Consider the following 15,670-nt stretch of genomic DNA (forward strand, 5'->3'; position numbering starts at 1 on the left):
ATCATATTGATATATAATGATATTATTCTCTTCCGGCTGAGAGTGAGCGACAGGAGATATGGGACACTTCTGGTGTCCGATATCTCCCGACGGCGTTGCGGTTATTCAACCGGGACACGGAACCGGGCATGTCATCGCTTGCCGGACTTAAGGGCACACCGCCTTGCCCGATCCGCACCCCCGGCCTAGAGCCTCGCCCCTATGGACCCACGCCTTTCCCATATCCGCACCTGGATCTTCGATCTCGACAACACGCTCTATCCGGCGAGCGCGAAGCTGTTCGACCAGATCGATGTGAAGATGGGCGCCTATATCGCGCAGCGGCTCGGCGTCGACAGGCAAGAGGCGCACCGTATCCAGAAGGGCTATTTCCTTGGGCACGGCACCACGCTGGCCGGGATGATGGCCGAGCACGGCGTCGATCCGCACGAATTTCTCGATTTCGTCCATGATATCGAGATGGATGTGCTGGAGGAGAATGCGCCGCTCGCTGCCGCGATCGCGAAACTGCCCGGGCGCAAGCTGGTCTTCACCAATGCCGACACGCCTTATGCGGCGAGGGTGCTGGGTCGGCTCGGGCTGGGCGAGACGTTCGAGGCGATCCACGATATCCATGCCATGAACCTCGCCCCCAAGCCGCAGGAATCGGCCTATGCCGGGCTCTGCGCAGCGTTCGATCTCGATCCGCATACCGCGTTGTTCGTCGAGGATATGGCGCGCAACCTTGCCCCGGCCAAGGCGATCGGCATGACCACGGTGTGGGTCGATAACGGCTCGGAACAGGCGGTCGACAGCGATCGCAGCTATATCGACTTCACCACCCATGACATCACGCACTGGCTGCAAGCCGTTCTGGAGGCGCAATGACCGACCATCTGCAATCCGTGATCGAATCCGCCTGGGACGACCGCGACACCCTCGGCTTCACCACGGTCGGTGCGGTGCGCAAGAGCGTCGATGATGCGCTGGCGCTGCTCGATTCCGGCGCGGCGCGCGTTGCCGAGCCCGACGGCGCGGGCGGCTGGCGCGTCAATCAATGGCTCAAGAAAGCCGTGCTGCTCTCGTTCCGGCTCAACGACAATGTGCTGATCGACGGCGGATCGGCCGGCGCGCCTGCGTTCGACAAGGTGCCCTCGAAATTCGCCGGCTGGGGTGAGGCAGAGTTCCGCGCCGCCGGCATTCGCGTGGTGCCCGGCGCGGTTGCCCGGCGCGGTGCGTTCATCGCCAAGGGCGCGATCCTGATGCCGAGTTTCGTCAATATCGGTGCCTATGTCGGCGAAGGGTCGATGATCGATGCCTGGGCGACGGTCGGCAGCTGTGCGCAGATCGGCAAGGGCGTGCATCTGTCGGGCGGCGCCGGCATCGGCGGCGTGCTCGAGCCGCTTCAGGCCGATCCAGTGATCATCGGCGACGGCGCATTCGTCGGCGCGCGCGCCGAAGTCGCCGAGGGCGTGCGGGTGGGCGAGGGCGCGGTACTGTCGATGGGCGTCTATCTCGGCGCGTCGACCAAGATCATCGACCGCGCGACCGGCGAAGTGTTTCGCGGCGAAGTGCCGCCCTATTCGGTCGTCGTGCCGGGCTCGACTGGGGGTGGCGACGGCAAGCCCGGCCTGTATTGCGCCGTGATCGTCAAGCGTGTCGATGCGCAGACCCGGTCCAAGACCAGCATCAACGAGTTGCTGCGCGACTGAGGAAAAGATCATGCCCGACAGTCAGGCTCCCGATAATCAGACCATCGCCGAGATCATCCGCGTCGTCGATGCGATCGACCGGGCGGTGGATGGAAAGGACTGGGCCGCGGCGCGATCCCATTTTGCCGACCGGCTGGCCGCCGATTTCAGCTCGCTGTCGGGCCAGCCCGCCGCTGAAATCGCCAGCGACGCGCTGATCCAGGCTTGGGCGACCAACCTGACCACGGCCAAGGCCAGCTTCCATATGCGCACCAATCATCAGGTGCTACTCACCGGCGATACCGCGGATGTGGAGTCGGCTGACTATGCGTGGAACCGGATGGAGGGCAATGGCGAGCCGTTATGGGAGGTCTGGGGCACATATCGTCACCATCTCGTCTGCACGCCCGAAGGGTGGAAGGTCGATGCCATGACATTGATCGTCACGCATCAGCGCGGCAATGTCTGGGTTCGCGATACGGTGCCTGCCGCATGATGCGCCGGCTGCTTCTCGCCGCGGCGCTGCTCGTGTCCGGCCCTGTCATGGCGCAGCAGGTGCCGGTCGATCCGGCAGCACTGATACGCGCCTATCCGCATGATCCGCGCGCCTATACCGAGGGACTCTTCTATCTCGACGGCGCGCTCTACGAGAGCACCGGTGAGGTCGGGCGATCGGGTATCCGCAAGGTCGATCTCGACAGCGGCAAGGTACGGGCAAGCGTCGCGGTGGATCCGCCCTTGTTCGGCGAAGGGATTGCGCCGTGGCGTGGCCAGATTGTCAGCCTGACCTGGAAAAACGGCATTGGTTTCCGCTGGTCGATCAACGGCTTCAAGAAGCTTGGCAGCTTCCGCTATCCGGGCGAGGGCTGGGCGCTGACCGCCGATGGCACGAGCCTGATCATGTCCGACGGCACCGCGACCTTGCGCTTCCTCGACCCGCGGACTTTCCAACCGCGCCGCACGCTCCGCGTTACCGCGAACGGCTTGCCGATCGAGCGGCTCAACGAGTTGGAATATGTCGATGGCGAGATCCTCGCCAATGTCTGGCTCACTGACCGCATCGCCCGGATCGATCCGAAGAGCGGCCATGTGATCGGCTGGGTCGACCTGTCCGCACTGCATGCCCGCGCCAATGTCTGGGGCGATAACCAGGTCGCCAACGGCATTGCCTGGGATGCTGCCCGCCGTCGCCTGTTCGTGACCGGCAAGGAATGGCCCTATCTGTTCGAGATCGCGCCACCCAAGGGCGCACGCCCAAAGCCTGTTCGCCGACGCTAGGGTCGACGTTCGAGACCGGGCCAGTCTCGACATTGCAACACACGCCGCCTATCCGCGCCGTCAAGATCTTTGAGAGGGTTTCCATGACCACTACTGCCAGCAAGGTCCTTGACCGCGTCCTCGTGCTCGAAATGGTCCGCGTGACCGAGGCCGCCGCCATCGCTGCCTCGACCCTGGTCGGCCGCGGCGACGAGAAGGCCGCCGATGCCGCGGCGGTCGAGGCGATGCGCGAAGCGCTGAACGAACTGTACATGGACGGCACGGTGGTGATCGGTGAGGGCGAGCGCGATGAGGCGCCGATGCTGTTCATCGGCGAAAAGGTTGGCTCGGCGATCGGCAAGGGGCCGAAGATCGACATTGCGCTCGATCCGCTCGAAGGCACCACGATCTGCGCCACCGCTGGTCCGAACTCGCTCGCTGTGCTGGCGATCGCCGAGCAGGGCGGGCTGCTCAATGCGCCCGACGTCTATATGGAAAAGATCGCGATTGGCCCGGGCTATCCCGAGCGCCTGATCGACCTAGACAAGTCGCCGACCGAGAATGTCACTGCGCTCGCCGCCGCCAAGGGCGTCGCGCCGTCGCAGATCATCGCTTGTGTGCTTGACCGGCCGCGCCATGAGAAGCTGATCGCCGAATTGCGCGCTCTTGGCGTCGGCATCATGCTGATCGGTGACGGCGATGTCGCCGGCGTGATCGCGACGACCAATCCCGACACGACGATCGACATCTATATGGGATCGGGCGGCGCGCCGGAGGGTGTGCTCGCGGCGGCCGCGCTGCGCTGCGTCGGCGGGCAATTCAAGGGCCGGCTGCTCTTCCGCAACGACGATGAGCGCGCACGTGCCCATAAATGGGGCGTGACCGATCTCGACAAGCAATATGACCTGACCGAGCTGGCCAGGGGCGACTGCATCTTCGCCGCGACCGGCGTGACCGACGGATCCCTGCTCGCCGGGGTCAAGCGCAAGGCCGGCAAGATGACCACTGAAAGCGTGGTGATGCGCGCCAGCTCCGGCACGGTGCGCTGGGTAAAGGGCGAGCACCGCCTCGGCTGATACCGGCCTTACGGCACGACGACGAAGTCCGCGGCGGTGATGGTGGTCGGCAGGTTCTGCAACGTGGCGAACAGGATCGCGGAACCGGCGCCTGACCCGTCGGCATCATAGGACAGATTTCCGGTCGCCGCATCGTACAGGATATGCTGGTCGGCGGTGGTTGCGGCACCGGTGGTGAATGCGCTGGTGTCGAGCGTGCCGAGCCCGAGTGCCATGAAGATCGATTGATCGAGCTCGATCCGGTCGGTGCCCTGGACGAAGTCGGTAATGGTGTCCGCACTGTCGAGGATCGTGTCGAACACGAAAACATCGGCGCCGGCCGCACCGCTCATCGTGTCGGCGCCACGCGTCCCATTCAACCGGTTTGCGTTGCCATCGCCGATCAGGGTGTCGTCGAACGCCGATCCGATCATGTTCTCGACGGTCGTGACGATATCGCCCTGCGCTGCATTGCCGGTGCCCACACCGGTCTGCAGATTGATCGATATCGCGCCCAGACTGTCCGCGTAACTCACCGTGTCGATGCCGCCGCCGCCATCGAGCCGGTCGGCGCCCAGCCCGCCGATAAGGATATCCGCGCCCAGCCCGCCATTGAGTGTATTGGCGCCGCTATTGCCGGTGATGACGTTGTTTGCGTCATTACCGACGCCGACCGTCGCCGTACCAGTGAGCGTCAGGTTCTCGACATTGGCGGTCAGCATGTAGTTGTAGCTCGACAGGACGAGATCCCGGCCCTCATTGGCGACTTCGGTTACGATGTCGTCGAAAAAATCGACGATATAGATATCGTCACCAGCGCCGCCTGCCATGGTATCCGCTCCGGTTCCGCCATCGATCGTATCGTTGCCGTCGCCGCCAGAAATACTGTCATTGCCGCCCTTGCCGAAAATAATGTCGTCGCCGGCATCGCCGTAAAGACTGTCCGCTCCTACAGTGCTACCCGAAAGCGTGTCATTGCCGACACCGCCAAAGGCGCGTCCGGCGTAGAACCCGAGTGTGACTATATCGTCGCCGCCTTCACCCGAGACCCATATCTCTGAAAACGCGTATGAATTGCCGGTTGTGATGTTATCGGCGAAATTCGTTCCTTCGACGGTGTCAATCGTCTCGATTCCAGTTATGATACCACCGCCGACGACCACCGAACTGCCACTGCCCAGCGGACTGAAATCGACCGTAACGCCGGCCGTCGCGCCCTTGAAGTTGAGATTCAGGAAATCATTGCCGGTACCGCCATCGATATTGTCGCCATAGCCTGCATAGAAACGGTCCGATCCCGCGCCGCCGTTCAGCGTGTCGACGTCGCTGCCATTATCGATGCGGGCTTTAAGGTTTCCAAAAAGAATATCATTGCCGTCACCGCCATAGAGGGTGTCCGATCCCGCATCACCGGAAAGATATTGGTTACCGATCCCGCCAGTGATGACATCGTTGCCGCCGCCACCCGAAGCATCGATGAAGCCGCCTGGATTAGCACTATTGGCGCCAGTACTGATCGTGATGTTATCGGCGAAGTTCGATCCATTGATGTCGATGACCTGCTCGATCCCGGTGATAAGTCCACCGCCGATGACCAACGAACCGCCGCTTGCCAGCGTGCTGAAATCGAACGTCACACCCACCGTCGCGCCCGCGAAGCTGATCGAGAGAATATCTTCTCCGCCGCCGCCATCGATATTGTCGCCATAGCCGGCGGAGATTCTGTCCGATCCGTCGCCACCGCTCAGCGTATCGACCTCGTTTCCAGTATCCGATAACCCATAAAACGCTTGGTCGACGAGATTCGAAAACAGGCTGTCATTGCCGTCGCCGCCGTCGAGAATGTCCGAACCGGCTCCGCCCAAAATCTGGTCGTTGCCGAGACCGCCGGTGAGACTATTGGCGCCGCCATTGCCCGTGATGACATTGTCCGCGTCATTGCCTGCACCGCTCAGGTTCGCGATACCGGTGAGCGTCAGGTCCTCGACATTGGCGGTTAGCATGTAACTGATGCTTGAGTAGACGAGATCTCGACCGGCATTGGCGTCTTCGGATACGCTATCACCGGCATTATCGACGTAATAGAAATCGCCGTCGGCGCCGCCCGCCATGTTGTCGGCTCCGATTCCGCCGTCGAGTGTGTCGATGCCTGCGCCGCCCAATATGACGTCGTCGCCATTGCCGCCGTAAAGAATGTCGCTGCCGTCACCGCCGTCGAGACTATCCGACCCCGCGCCGCCTAAAAGGTAGTCGCTGCCACCATTGCCGGTGATGATGTCGTCGTCATTGCCACCATAATAAACATCGCGGCCAGCACCGCCCACAAAAGTCACCATGTCCGACTCCCCCTGAAATGTCGCTGGCGAGCATAGAAGAGATCACCGTCAAGGCAATCTCCATTGTGCAGCCTATGCCATGATGAGGAGGCCGGCCTGTGGATGGTTATGACAAGATTAAGTATTTGTTACAGAATGCACTTCATTCCTCGCCTCGCCGAGGCGGTGGTGGAAAGATATGCGACATTTCGGTGTAACATATCTTATTCGGCTCGTGCCCCACCCTGTCGCCGGCGGCGATTCAACCAAGACACGGGATCGGATACTCATCCTGTGCCGACTAGTCCCGGCTCGTCTTTTATATTTCCGCAACGGCATTGCTACAGCCCAGCAGCGCAACGGCCTCGCGCAGGACCTGAGCCTGGATCATTGAAAAATCGCCAGTTTGCTGCTCTGTCCTTATAATGACGCTCTCATATCAAGGGTGACGATGATGCGAATTCGCGGCTTTCTTTTCCCCGCTGCGGCATTGGCCGCGATCGCCGCGCCGCTTTCCATCGCCCGGCCCCAGGCCGCGCCGGCTGCTGCCGCCACCCAGTCACCCTTCATCTTCGAAGAGGTGATGATCGTGATGCGCGACGGCGTGAAGCTGCAGACCGTGATCCTGCGCCCGCGCGATGCCAAAGGCCCCCTGCCGATCCTGTTCCAGCGCACGCCTTACGGCGTTCCGGATGCCGCGCCCCCGACCATTCCAGGCAACTTCAAGACGCTGTCACAGGACGGCTATATCTTCGTTTTCCAGTCGATGCGCGGCCGCTTCAAATCCGGCGGCGTCTTCACCCTCTCCACCGCCGTGCATCCGAAGGACTATAAGGCGGTCGACGAGGCGACTGACGCGTACGATTCGATCGAATGGTTGGTGAAGAGGGTGGAAGGCAATAACGGCAAGGTCGGGATGTGGGGCGTATCCTATCCCGGCTTCGCCGCCGCCGTCGCGCTGGCCAAGCCGCATCCCGCGCTGAAGGCGGTTTCGCCGCAAGCGGCCTGGATCGATTACTGGCAGAATGACGACCTGCACCGCAATGGCGCGCTGCGGCTGAGCTATGCGACCGACTGGGTCGGCTCGCTGCAACTGAGCAAGACCAATGATGTCGGGCCGGACTATGACACGCTCGATACCTATGACTGGTTCCTGCGCATGGGCACTGCCGAGGGTATCGACACGGCGCAGTTCAAGGGCCGCTCGCCGATGTTCACGGCGTTGCTCGACCATCCCAATCACGACAGCTTTTACACCAGCCAGCGCTGGACCGATACGCTCGGCAAGACGGTCGTGCCGACACTCAATGTCGCGGGCTATTGGGACCAGGAGGACCCCTGGGGATCATGGCAGATCTATGCACGGCAGAAACAGAATGACCCCAACCATTTGAGCCAGATGGTTGCCGGGCCCTGGGCGCATGGCGGGTGGCAGGGCAACACGTCGATGATCGGCCGCGTGCCGCTTGGCGGCGACAGCGGCAAGGATTTCCGCGACACGATCCAGGCACCGTTCTTCGCCTATTGGCTGCACGGCAAGGGGCCGCGGCCGAACTTCGAGATGAAGAGCTTCCAGTCGGGATCGAACGCCTGGAAAGAGTATAAGAGCTGGCCGCCGGCCGAAGCCAAGGCGACCGACCTTTATCTCCACGCCGACGGCTCGCTGTCCTTCACCGCGCCTGCTGCCGGGGAAGCATGCCGCGATTACCTCTCCGATCCGGCCAACCCTGTGCCCTTCCGTCCGCGTCCGATCTCGAAAACCTATCCGCGCCCCGAATGGCGCTGGTGGGAAGCGGAGGATCAGCGGTTCGTCGATCATCGCCCCGATGTGCTGAGTTATGTCAGCGCGCCGTTGACCGAGAACCTTACCGTCACCGGCAACATCGTGGCGCAGCTGATGGCCGCGACCACCGGCACCGACAGCGATTTCGTGGTCAAGCTGATCGACGTGCTGCCCGACGATTATGCGCCGTTCGACAACAGCGCCCCGCTCGGCGCCTACACGCAACAACTGGGCGGCTATCAATTGCCGATCGCAATGGAGGTCCGGCGTGGCCGGTTCCTCGCCAGTGGTGCCGATCCGAAGCCGCTGGTGCCGGGCAAGGTCATTGCCTGGGACGTGCCGCTACGCGACCATGACCATGTCTTCCTGAAAGGACACCGGTTGATGGTGCAAATTCAGTCAAGCTGGTTCCCGGTGATCGACCGCAACCCGCAGAGCTTCGTGCCCAATATCGCGCGGGCCAAACCGGGCGATTTCGTCAAGGCAACGCAAAGCGTTTGTACGGGGTCGAAGGTGGTGTTGCCGGTCGTGAAATAGTTCCTCCCCGTGCCGGGGAGGAGTGCGCTACGACTTCAGCCGGTAGCCGGTCTTGAAGATCCACCCGATCACGCTGAGGCACAGAACCATGAACAGCGCGGTCACGCCGAGACTGATGCCGACGCTGACATCGCCCTTGTCGAAGAAACTCCAGCGGAATCCGCTGACCAGATAGACGACCGGGTTGAACAGGCTGACCGTCTGCCAGGGCTGCGGCAGCATGCTGATCGAATAGAATGCGCCGCCCAGGAAGGTCAGCGGCGTGATCAGCAGTGCGGGAACGAAGTTCAGCTGCTCGAAGCCCTTGGCCCACACACCGATGATGAAGCCGAACAGGCTGAACGTCACGCTGGTCAGCACCAGGAACGCCAGCATCGCAAACGGATGCGCGATCGGCAGTGGTACGAACAGCATCGCGGTGATCAGAATGATCAACCCGAGGATCACCGACTTGGTGGTCGCCGCGCCGACATAGCCGAGCACCATCTCCATCGCCGATACCGGCGCCGAGAGCAGTTCGTAGATCGTGCCGGTAAATTTCGGGAAGTAGATGCCGATCGAGGCATTGGAGATGCTCTGCGTCAGCAGCGACATCATGATCAGGCCGGGTACGATGAAGCTGCCATAGCCCACGCCATCGACCGTCTGCATGCGACTGCCGATCGCGCCGCCGAACACGACGAAGTAAAGCGAGGTTGTGATGACCGGCGTGACCAGGCTCTGCCACAGGGTGCGCAGCGCGCGCGCCATTTCGAAGCGATAGATCGCCCACACGCCATGCGCGTTGAAACTATGCCCGTTCATGCCGCGACCCTCTCAGCTTTGCCCTGAGCCACCAGATCGACGAAAATATCCTCAAGCGACGATTTGCTCGTCTCCAGATCCTTGAAGCCGATGCCGAGCTCGGCAAGCTTGCGCAGCAGCGACGGAATGCCGGTCCGCTCGCTGGTCGCGTCGAATATATAGAGCAGCTTCTTGCCGTCATCCTCCAGCTCGAGATGCCATTCCTCCAGCTCGGGCGGGACAGTCGTCATCGGTTCCTGCAGCGAGATCAGCATCTGGCGCTTGCCCAGCCGCTTCATCAACTCGGTCTTGCGCTCGACCAGGATCAACTTGCCCTTGTCGATCACCCCGACCCGGTCGGCCATTTCCTCGGCCTCTTCGATGTAATGGGTGGTGAGAATGATCGTCGTGCCCTTGTCGCGCAGCCGGTGGATCAGTTTCCACATGTCGCGGCGCAGCGACACGTCGACGCCGGCGGTCGGTTCGTCGAGGAACAGGATATCGGGTTCGTGGCTCAGTGCCTTGGCGATCAACACGCGGCGCTTCATGCCGCCGGACAATTCCATGATCCTGGCGTTGCGCTTGTCCCATAACGACAGGTCGCGCAGCACCTCTTCGATATAGGCGTCATGGCCTGACCGGCCGAACAGGCGGCGGCTGAACTTGACCGTCGCCAGCACGGTTTCGAACATGTCGACCGACAATTCCTGCGGCACCAGCCCGACCAGCCGGCGTGCGGCGCGGAACTCGTTGATCGCGTCATGCCCCATCACCGTGACGGTGCCGGTCGAGGGCGTGACGATGCCGCAGATAATACTGATCAGGGTGGTCTTGCCCGCGCCGTTAGGCCCGAGCAACGCGAAGATTTCGCCCTTGGCAATGTCGAGGTCGACCGAATGCAGTGCGGTGGTACCCGACCCATAGGTCTTAGATACGCCGCTGACGGAGAGAATGGTGTCCACTTGGCCCCCTTTAAGGATCGGCCTTAGGTAGGGCCGCCATGGCCACGCTTCAATCGCGCGGGTCTTTTTGTTTCGAGCGCCGTGCCGGAAAAATCCGCTATGCCGGGTGTTCTCCGTCAGCTTTTTTCGCGTGCTTCCTGCACAGCTTTTTGCAGTTCTTCGAGCGTCAGGGCGGTCGAGACGACCTTGTCGCCGATCACCCAGCTTGGCGTGCCGGTCAGTCCCAATTGCTGCGCGGTGCTGCGGTTCGCCGCGATCTCGGCTTCGGCGCGCGAGGTCATCGCTGCGGCCTTGGTCATGTCCAGGCCGGCCTGTTTGGCCGCCGCGGCCATGCTCTGCGCGGTGAGCTGTCCGCCGGCATAGAGCGCGTCGTGAAACGCTTTGAACTTGCCCTGTTCGGCGGCGGCGAGGCTCAGTTTCGCAGCAACGATGCTCTCTTCGCTCAGGATGGGAAATTCGCGGAACACGATTTTCACCTTGGGATCGCGCGCGACCAGCTCGGCGATCGCCGGCAGGCTGGCGCGGCAATAGCCGCAATTATAGTCGTAATATTCGACCAGCGTGACATCGCCCTTGGGATTGCCGATCCAGGCCCCGCCGAACGGTTCGAGGATCGCCTTGTGGTTCGCCTCGATCAGTTTGGACATCTGGCGGTCACGCAGCCGGTCCATTGCCTCGGGAATGAGCTCGGGATGGTCGAGCACATAGTCGCGTACCACGGCTTCGACGCGAGCCGTATCGAGGGCGTCGAGCGTCCCCGGTGCGGCGCGTTGCAGGCCCCACATCGCGGCCGCGCCGACCAGGGCGGCGAGCAGCACGGCGCCGGCCAGTGCCAATGGATTCCTGGACAGTCGATCGATCATTGATGCTGGTACTTCTCTGGTCCGCTGCCGGTCATCGGCGCTTGAATTTCTTCGGATTCTCTTCGATGTCGTTCTGCGCGGTCATCGCAATGTCCTGCGCGCGGATCCAGTCGATACTGTTGGCGGGCAACCCCGCCATCGCGCCGCGCGCACTATAGGCCGCGGTCGGCGAATCGCCGCGCATGCTCGCGGTCTCGGCATTGGCCAGCAGCGCGCGAGGCTGGTCGCCGGTCAATTCGTAAACCGTGCCGAGCTGGAACCAGGCGAACGGATTCTGGTCGTCGCGCGCGATCGCGCCGCGCAACACCGTCACCGCTTCGGGATAATTCGCCTTGTTCTCGGTCGCGATCAGCGCATGGCCGAACGTCGTCGCGATCAGCGGCGAATTGTCCGACCGCTGAGTCGCTTCACGGAGCGGTGCGAGCGAGTCGACCGGCTTGCCCGCCTCGAGCAAAATCTGGCCCTTGATTTCGAGAAAATAGGGGTCGTGCGGATCGGCCTTGATCAGCGCCGCAGCCTCGGCATCCGCCTTTTCGGGATAGCCGGACTTATGCCAGGCATAGGCGCGGGCATAATGGGCATAGACGCTCTGATCCGTTTCGGGGAAGGTGTTCAGGGTCGTCTTGGGATCGGCGACGAAGCCGAGAAGCTTGGCCCTGACGCGCTTGAACCGCTCTTCGAGCACCGGATCCAGCTTGGTATTCCAGGACGGCGCCGATTGCAGGTCGTGCGTCAGGTTGGCGATACGCGCGCCGCTCAGCGGATGGCTCTGCGCATAGGGATCGATATTCTTGACCCCATAGGCATATTCCTGATTCTGCAGCTTCTTGAAGAAGCTGATCATGCCCTTGCCGGTGATCCCCGAGGCATTGAGATAGCGCGCGCCCGCAGCGTCCGCGCTCGATTCCTGGATGCGGGTAAAGGCCAGGAACTTGCCCATCGCCGCCTGCTGGCCGGCCTGCAGGATGCCGATCCCGGCATCGCCCGCACCGGCGGCGATCGCGGCGAGGCCCAGCACCATGCTGACGATCGAGATGCCCATGGCGGGCTTGGTCCCGGCATCCTGCAGCACGACATGGCCATCGGCGATATGGCCGAGTTCGTGCGCGATGACGCCCTGAACCTGATTGGCATTGTCGGCCGCCTGAAGCAGGCCCGAATGAACATAGACGGTCTGCCCGCCGGCGACGAACGCGTTGATCGAATCATCGTTGATCAGGACGATGCGCACATTGCGCGGGCTGAGCCCGGCGGCAAGGATCAGCGGCCGCGACATGTCGTTGAACATCGTCTCGGTTTCCGCATCGCGCAGGATCGACTGCGCGGCGGCGGGCTGTGCCCAGAGGAGTAGAGCGGCCGTCAGACCAGCGAGAATCCGCTTCATGCCCGACATATCGACACTTCTTCCCGCTCTGGCAACGGGGGAAGGGCCGGCTGTGGCGCGGGGCCGGCGAATAGCGGGTGAAACACGCGCCGGAAAAGGCAATGGCGGCGAAGGCATTCAACCCTCGCCGCCGCTAACCTTTGCTCGTCCCTCGACAGGGAAGAGCTATCCCGGCTTATGCCCCGAAGGTGCGCTGCCACCAGCCGCGGCGCGGCGAGCCGGCCTCGCCCGGATCGGCGTCATTGGCCGCATCACCCGGACCCGCCGCTGCATCGGCAGGGGCGGTACCATCGAGTCCGTTGCCAGCGGTGACGGCCCGCATGTCGGATTCATCGGGCTGGGCCGCCTCGGCTGCAGCGCCCGCTTTCTTGCGCGGTGCGCGGCGCTTTGCCTTGGGTGCAGCCTCCTCGATCACCGGTTCGGGAGCTGGTGCAGGGGTTTCGACCTGGGCCTCGTTAGCCTTGGCTTTGGCCTTGCGCGCCCGCTTGGGCTTGGCCGGTGCTTCGGCTTCAGCCTCGACCACCGGCGCCTCCACGGGTGCCTCGGCAACCACGACGGGAGCTTCGGCCGCATCGCGTGCCTTGGGACGGCGGCGACCCTTTTTGGGCGCCTCCGCCACGGGCTCGGCCTCGATCACCGGCTCTTCTGCCGGTGCTTCGGCCACGGCCTCGTCAGCGGCGATCGCTTCGCCGGCCTCGTTGGTCCGCTCGCCTTCGTTGCGGCGACCGCCCCGACGGCCGCGGCGGCCGCGACGACGACGGCCTTCGCCGTCACCGGCTGCCTGCTCGCCGCCTGCATCGACGGTTGCTTCGCCTTCGCCGGCTTCCGCATCATCGAGCGCGTCTTCGGCGTCAGCCTGTGCATTGGCCTGTGCTGCGGCGGCATCGCCCTCGGGCGTGCCATCGCCCTCGACACGGTTGCGGCCGCGGCGTCCGCGACGGCGACGGCGACGGCGTGAGCCACCTTCATCATCGCCCGACCGTTCAGGACGTTCGCCGCGGTCACGCGGTTCGCGCGCTTTGCGCGGCTCTTCGACTTCGTCTTCCTCGACCTCGTCGATCTCGTCCTCGATATCCTCGGGGATGTCCTCGTCGAACTCTTCGATCGGCGCGTCGAAGCGCGGCGCATGCGCCGGCGGCGGTCCGGAGACCTCGACCGACATGCGCGCGCCTTCCTGCTCGCCATCGGGCGCGACTTCGATCTTCACGCCGTAGCGATCCTCGATCTCGGCCAGTTCCGCGCGCTTGCGGTTAAGCAGGTAGAAGGCCGCTTCCATGCTGGCGCGCAGCGTGACTTCGGACCCGCGGCCGCGTGCCGCCTCGTCCTCGATCAGGCGCAGCGCCGACAGGCCGGCCGACGAGGCGGTGCGGACCAGGCCGGTGCCCTCGCAATGCGGGCACTGACGGGTGGACGCTTCGAGCACGCCGGTGCGCAAGCGCTGACGGCTCATTTCCATCAGGCCGAAGCTGGAGATGCGGCCGACCTGGATGCGGGCGCGATCGTTCTTCAGCGCCTCCTTCATCGCCTTCTCGACCTTGCGGACGTTCGAGCCATTGTCCATGTCGATAAAGTCGATCACGACCAGTCCGGCCATGTCGCGCAGACGCAGCTGGCGGGCGATTTCCTGCGTCGCTTCGAGATTGGTCGCGGTTGCGGTCTGTTCGATCGAATGCTCGCGCGTCGACCGGCCGGAGTTGATGTCGATCGAGACCAAGGCTTCGGTCGGATTGATCACCAGATAGCCGCCCGACTTCAGCTGCACCACCGGATGGTACATCGCGCCGAGCTGATCCTCGACATGCGCGCGCTGGAACAGCGGCACCGGGTCGGAATAATGCTTCACCTTGCGCGCATGGCTCGGCATCAGCAGCTTCATGAAGTCCTTGGCGTGGCGATACCCATCCTCGCCCTCGACGATCACCTCATCGATCTCGCGATTATAGATGTCGCGGATCGCGCGCTTGATCAGGTCGCTGTCGCCATAGACCAGCGCGGGAGCCGACGAGGATAAAGTGGTTTCGCGAATGCCGTCCCACAGCCGGGCGAGATAATCGAAGTCGCGCTTGATCTCGACCTTGGTGCGCTGCAGCCCGGCGGTGCGGACGATGCAGCCCATCGACGGCGGCAGCTTCATGTCGGCCATGATCGACTTCAAACGCTTGCGGTCGCCCGCATTCGAAATCTTGCGGCTGATCCCGCCGCCGTGCGACGTGTTGGGCATCAGCACGCAGTAGCGGCCGGCCAGCGACAAATAGGTGGTCAGCGCCGCACCCTTGTTGCCGCGCTCTTCCTTGACGACCTGGACCAGCAGCACCTGGCGGCGGCGGATCACGTCCTGGATCTTGTAGCGGCGGCGCAGGTTCATGCGCCGTTCGCGCAGGTCATCGACCGCATCGTCGGACGCACCGCGCTTGCGGCGCCCGCGCGAGCGGCCGCCTTCTTCGGCGGCGACTTCGGCCTGCACGCCGCCATCGTCCTCGAACCGTTCTACCGTCTCTTCGTCGATGTCGCCGTCATTATCATGGGCGTCATGATCATGATCGTCGTCATACTCGTCGCCGTGCAACTCGTCCTGCGCATCCTGTTCGGCGCGCAGCGCGGCTTCCTCGGCGGCATGCTCCGCCTCTTCGCGAAGCAGCGCGTCGCGGTCTTCCTTGGGGATCTGGTAGTAATCGGGATGGATTTCGCTGAACGCGAGGAAGCCATGGCGATTGCCGCCATAATCGATGAACGCCGCCTGCAGCGACGGTTCGACCCGAGTAACCTTGGCTAGATAGATATTTCCCTTGAGCTGCTTGCGCTCGGCGGACTCGAAATCAAACTCCTCGATCCGGTTCCCTTTGACGACCGCCACACGGGTTTCTTCCCGGTGGCGTGCGTCGATCAGCATACGCGTTGTCATTGACTATTCTCCGGGCGCGCGGTCCGGGATGCAGCTGGTAAAGGCTGGGCCGGGATGGCCGCGCGCAATTGTGATGGCCGTCGAGCCGGGCGAAAGAGTCGCCTGGCCCGGACATGCCGCTGTTGTCGAAATTTGCCTCTGCTCGCAGCGCACGCCTGG

The 15,670-nt window shown here is 63.1% G+C and carries 12 protein-coding genes; 6 read left to right on the forward strand and 6 right to left on the reverse strand.

Going from position 1 to position 15,670, the window contains the following annotated elements:
* Positions 1–201 precede the first annotated feature (201 nt).
* The 5 genes from ACRECS_RS08460 (at position 202) to glpX (ending at position 4,003) form a co-directional block, all read left to right on the forward strand.
* The gene (locus ACRECS_RS08460) at positions 202–867 is read left to right on the forward strand and encodes a pyrimidine 5'-nucleotidase (protein ID WP_431582519.1); all 666 of its coding nucleotides are present in this window, start codon (positions 202–204) and stop codon (positions 865–867) included.
* Positions 864–1,691, forward strand: coding sequence for a 2,3,4,5-tetrahydropyridine-2,6-dicarboxylate N-succinyltransferase (gene dapD, locus ACRECS_RS08465; RefSeq protein WP_431582520.1), 828 nt, complete (start codon positions 864–866; stop codon positions 1,689–1,691). Before ACRECS_RS08460 ends, dapD begins: the two co-directional genes overlap by 4 nt.
* A 10-nt stretch (positions 1,692–1,701) precedes the next feature.
* On the forward strand, positions 1,702–2,166 hold the full coding sequence (locus ACRECS_RS08470; protein ID WP_431582521.1) for a nuclear transport factor 2 family protein: 465 nt from the start codon (positions 1,702–1,704) through the stop codon (positions 2,164–2,166).
* A complete protein-coding gene (locus tag ACRECS_RS08475; RefSeq protein ID WP_431582625.1) occupies positions 2,166–2,948 on the forward strand; it encodes a glutaminyl-peptide cyclotransferase in 783 nt (260 codons plus the stop codon). Before ACRECS_RS08470 ends, ACRECS_RS08475 begins: the two co-directional genes overlap by 1 nt.
* 83 nt (positions 2,949–3,031) lie before the next feature.
* Positions 3,032–4,003 (forward strand): class II fructose-bisphosphatase, encoded by a 972-nt coding sequence (gene glpX, locus ACRECS_RS08480; RefSeq protein ID WP_431582522.1) that lies wholly within the window; start codon positions 3,032–3,034, stop codon positions 4,001–4,003.
* A gap of 8 nt (positions 4,004–4,011) precedes the next feature.
* Here glpX and ACRECS_RS08485 read toward each other — a convergent pair whose 3' ends face one another.
* Positions 4,012–6,318, reverse strand: a complete 2,307-nt coding sequence (locus tag ACRECS_RS08485) for a beta strand repeat-containing protein (RefSeq protein ID WP_431582523.1) — start codon at positions 6,316–6,318, stop codon at positions 4,012–4,014.
* 430 nt (positions 6,319–6,748) lie between these two features.
* On the opposite strand from ACRECS_RS08485, the gene ACRECS_RS08490 reads away from it, so the two are divergent.
* A complete protein-coding gene (locus ACRECS_RS08490) occupies positions 6,749–8,617 on the forward strand; it encodes a CocE/NonD family hydrolase (protein ID WP_431582524.1) in 1,869 nt (622 codons plus the stop codon).
* A 27-nt stretch (positions 8,618–8,644) separates the two neighbouring features.
* Here the strand turns inward: ACRECS_RS08490 and ACRECS_RS08495 are convergent, their stop codons facing one another.
* The 5 genes from ACRECS_RS08495 to ACRECS_RS08515 form a co-directional block, all read right to left on the reverse strand.
* Positions 8,645–9,421, reverse strand: a complete 777-nt coding sequence (locus tag ACRECS_RS08495) for an ABC transporter permease (RefSeq protein WP_431582525.1) — start codon at positions 9,419–9,421, stop codon at positions 8,645–8,647.
* The gene (locus tag ACRECS_RS08500; RefSeq protein WP_431582526.1) at positions 9,418–10,362 is read right to left on the reverse strand and encodes an ABC transporter ATP-binding protein; all 945 of its coding nucleotides are present in this window, start codon (positions 10,360–10,362) and stop codon (positions 9,418–9,420) included. Before ACRECS_RS08500 ends, ACRECS_RS08495 begins: the two co-directional genes overlap by 4 nt.
* Positions 10,363–10,478: 116 nt before the next feature.
* Positions 10,479–11,225 carry a DsbA family protein gene (locus tag ACRECS_RS08505; RefSeq protein ID WP_431582527.1) on the reverse strand — a complete coding sequence of 249 codons (747 nt, stop codon included), beginning with the start codon at positions 11,223–11,225 and terminating at the stop codon, positions 10,479–10,481.
* A gap of 31 nt (positions 11,226–11,256) precedes the next feature.
* Positions 11,257–12,609, reverse strand: a complete 1,353-nt coding sequence (locus ACRECS_RS08510) for a M48 family metalloprotease (RefSeq protein WP_431582626.1) — start codon at positions 12,607–12,609, stop codon at positions 11,257–11,259.
* A 175-nt stretch (positions 12,610–12,784) separates the two neighbouring features.
* Positions 12,785–15,511 carry an Rne/Rng family ribonuclease gene (locus ACRECS_RS08515; RefSeq protein ID WP_431582528.1) on the reverse strand — a complete coding sequence of 909 codons (2,727 nt, stop codon included), beginning with the start codon at positions 15,509–15,511 and terminating at the stop codon, positions 12,785–12,787.
* Positions 15,512–15,670: the final 159 nt, after the last annotated feature.

The organism is Sphingomonas sp., from assembly GCF_050725575.1.
Lineage (GTDB): Bacteria > Pseudomonadota > Alphaproteobacteria > Sphingomonadales > Sphingomonadaceae > Sphingomonas.

Bases quoted from the DNA above. Each gene is read 5' to 3' on its own strand.
- ACRECS_RS08460 (WP_431582519.1), top strand. From the start codon at position 202: ATGGACCCACGCCTTTCCCATATCCGCACCTGGATCTTCGATCTCGAC.
- dapD (WP_431582520.1), top strand. From the start codon at position 864: ATGACCGACCATCTGCAATCCGTGATCGAATCCGCCTGGGACGACCGC.
- ACRECS_RS08470 (WP_431582521.1), top strand. From the start codon at position 1,702: ATGCCCGACAGTCAGGCTCCCGATAATCAGACCATCGCCGAGATCATC.
- ACRECS_RS08475 (WP_431582625.1), top strand. From the start codon at position 2,166: ATGCGCCGGCTGCTTCTCGCCGCGGCGCTGCTCGTGTCCGGCCCTGTC.
- glpX (WP_431582522.1), top strand. From the start codon at position 3,032: ATGACCACTACTGCCAGCAAGGTCCTTGACCGCGTCCTCGTGCTCGAA.
- ACRECS_RS08485 (WP_431582523.1), bottom strand. From the start codon at position 6,318: ATGGTGACTTTTGTGGGCGGTGCTGGCCGCGATGTTTATTATGGTGGC.
- ACRECS_RS08490 (WP_431582524.1), top strand. From the start codon at position 6,749: ATGATGCGAATTCGCGGCTTTCTTTTCCCCGCTGCGGCATTGGCCGCG.
- ACRECS_RS08495 (WP_431582525.1), bottom strand. From the start codon at position 9,421: ATGAACGGGCATAGTTTCAACGCGCATGGCGTGTGGGCGATCTATCGC.
- ACRECS_RS08505 (WP_431582527.1), bottom strand. From the start codon at position 11,225: ATGATCGATCGACTGTCCAGGAATCCATTGGCACTGGCCGGCGCCGTG.
- ACRECS_RS08510 (WP_431582626.1), bottom strand. From the start codon at position 12,609: ATGAAGCGGATTCTCGCTGGTCTGACGGCCGCTCTACTCCTCTGGGCA.
- ACRECS_RS08515 (WP_431582528.1), bottom strand. From the start codon at position 15,511: ATGACAACGCGTATGCTGATCGACGCACGCCACCGGGAAGAAACCCGT.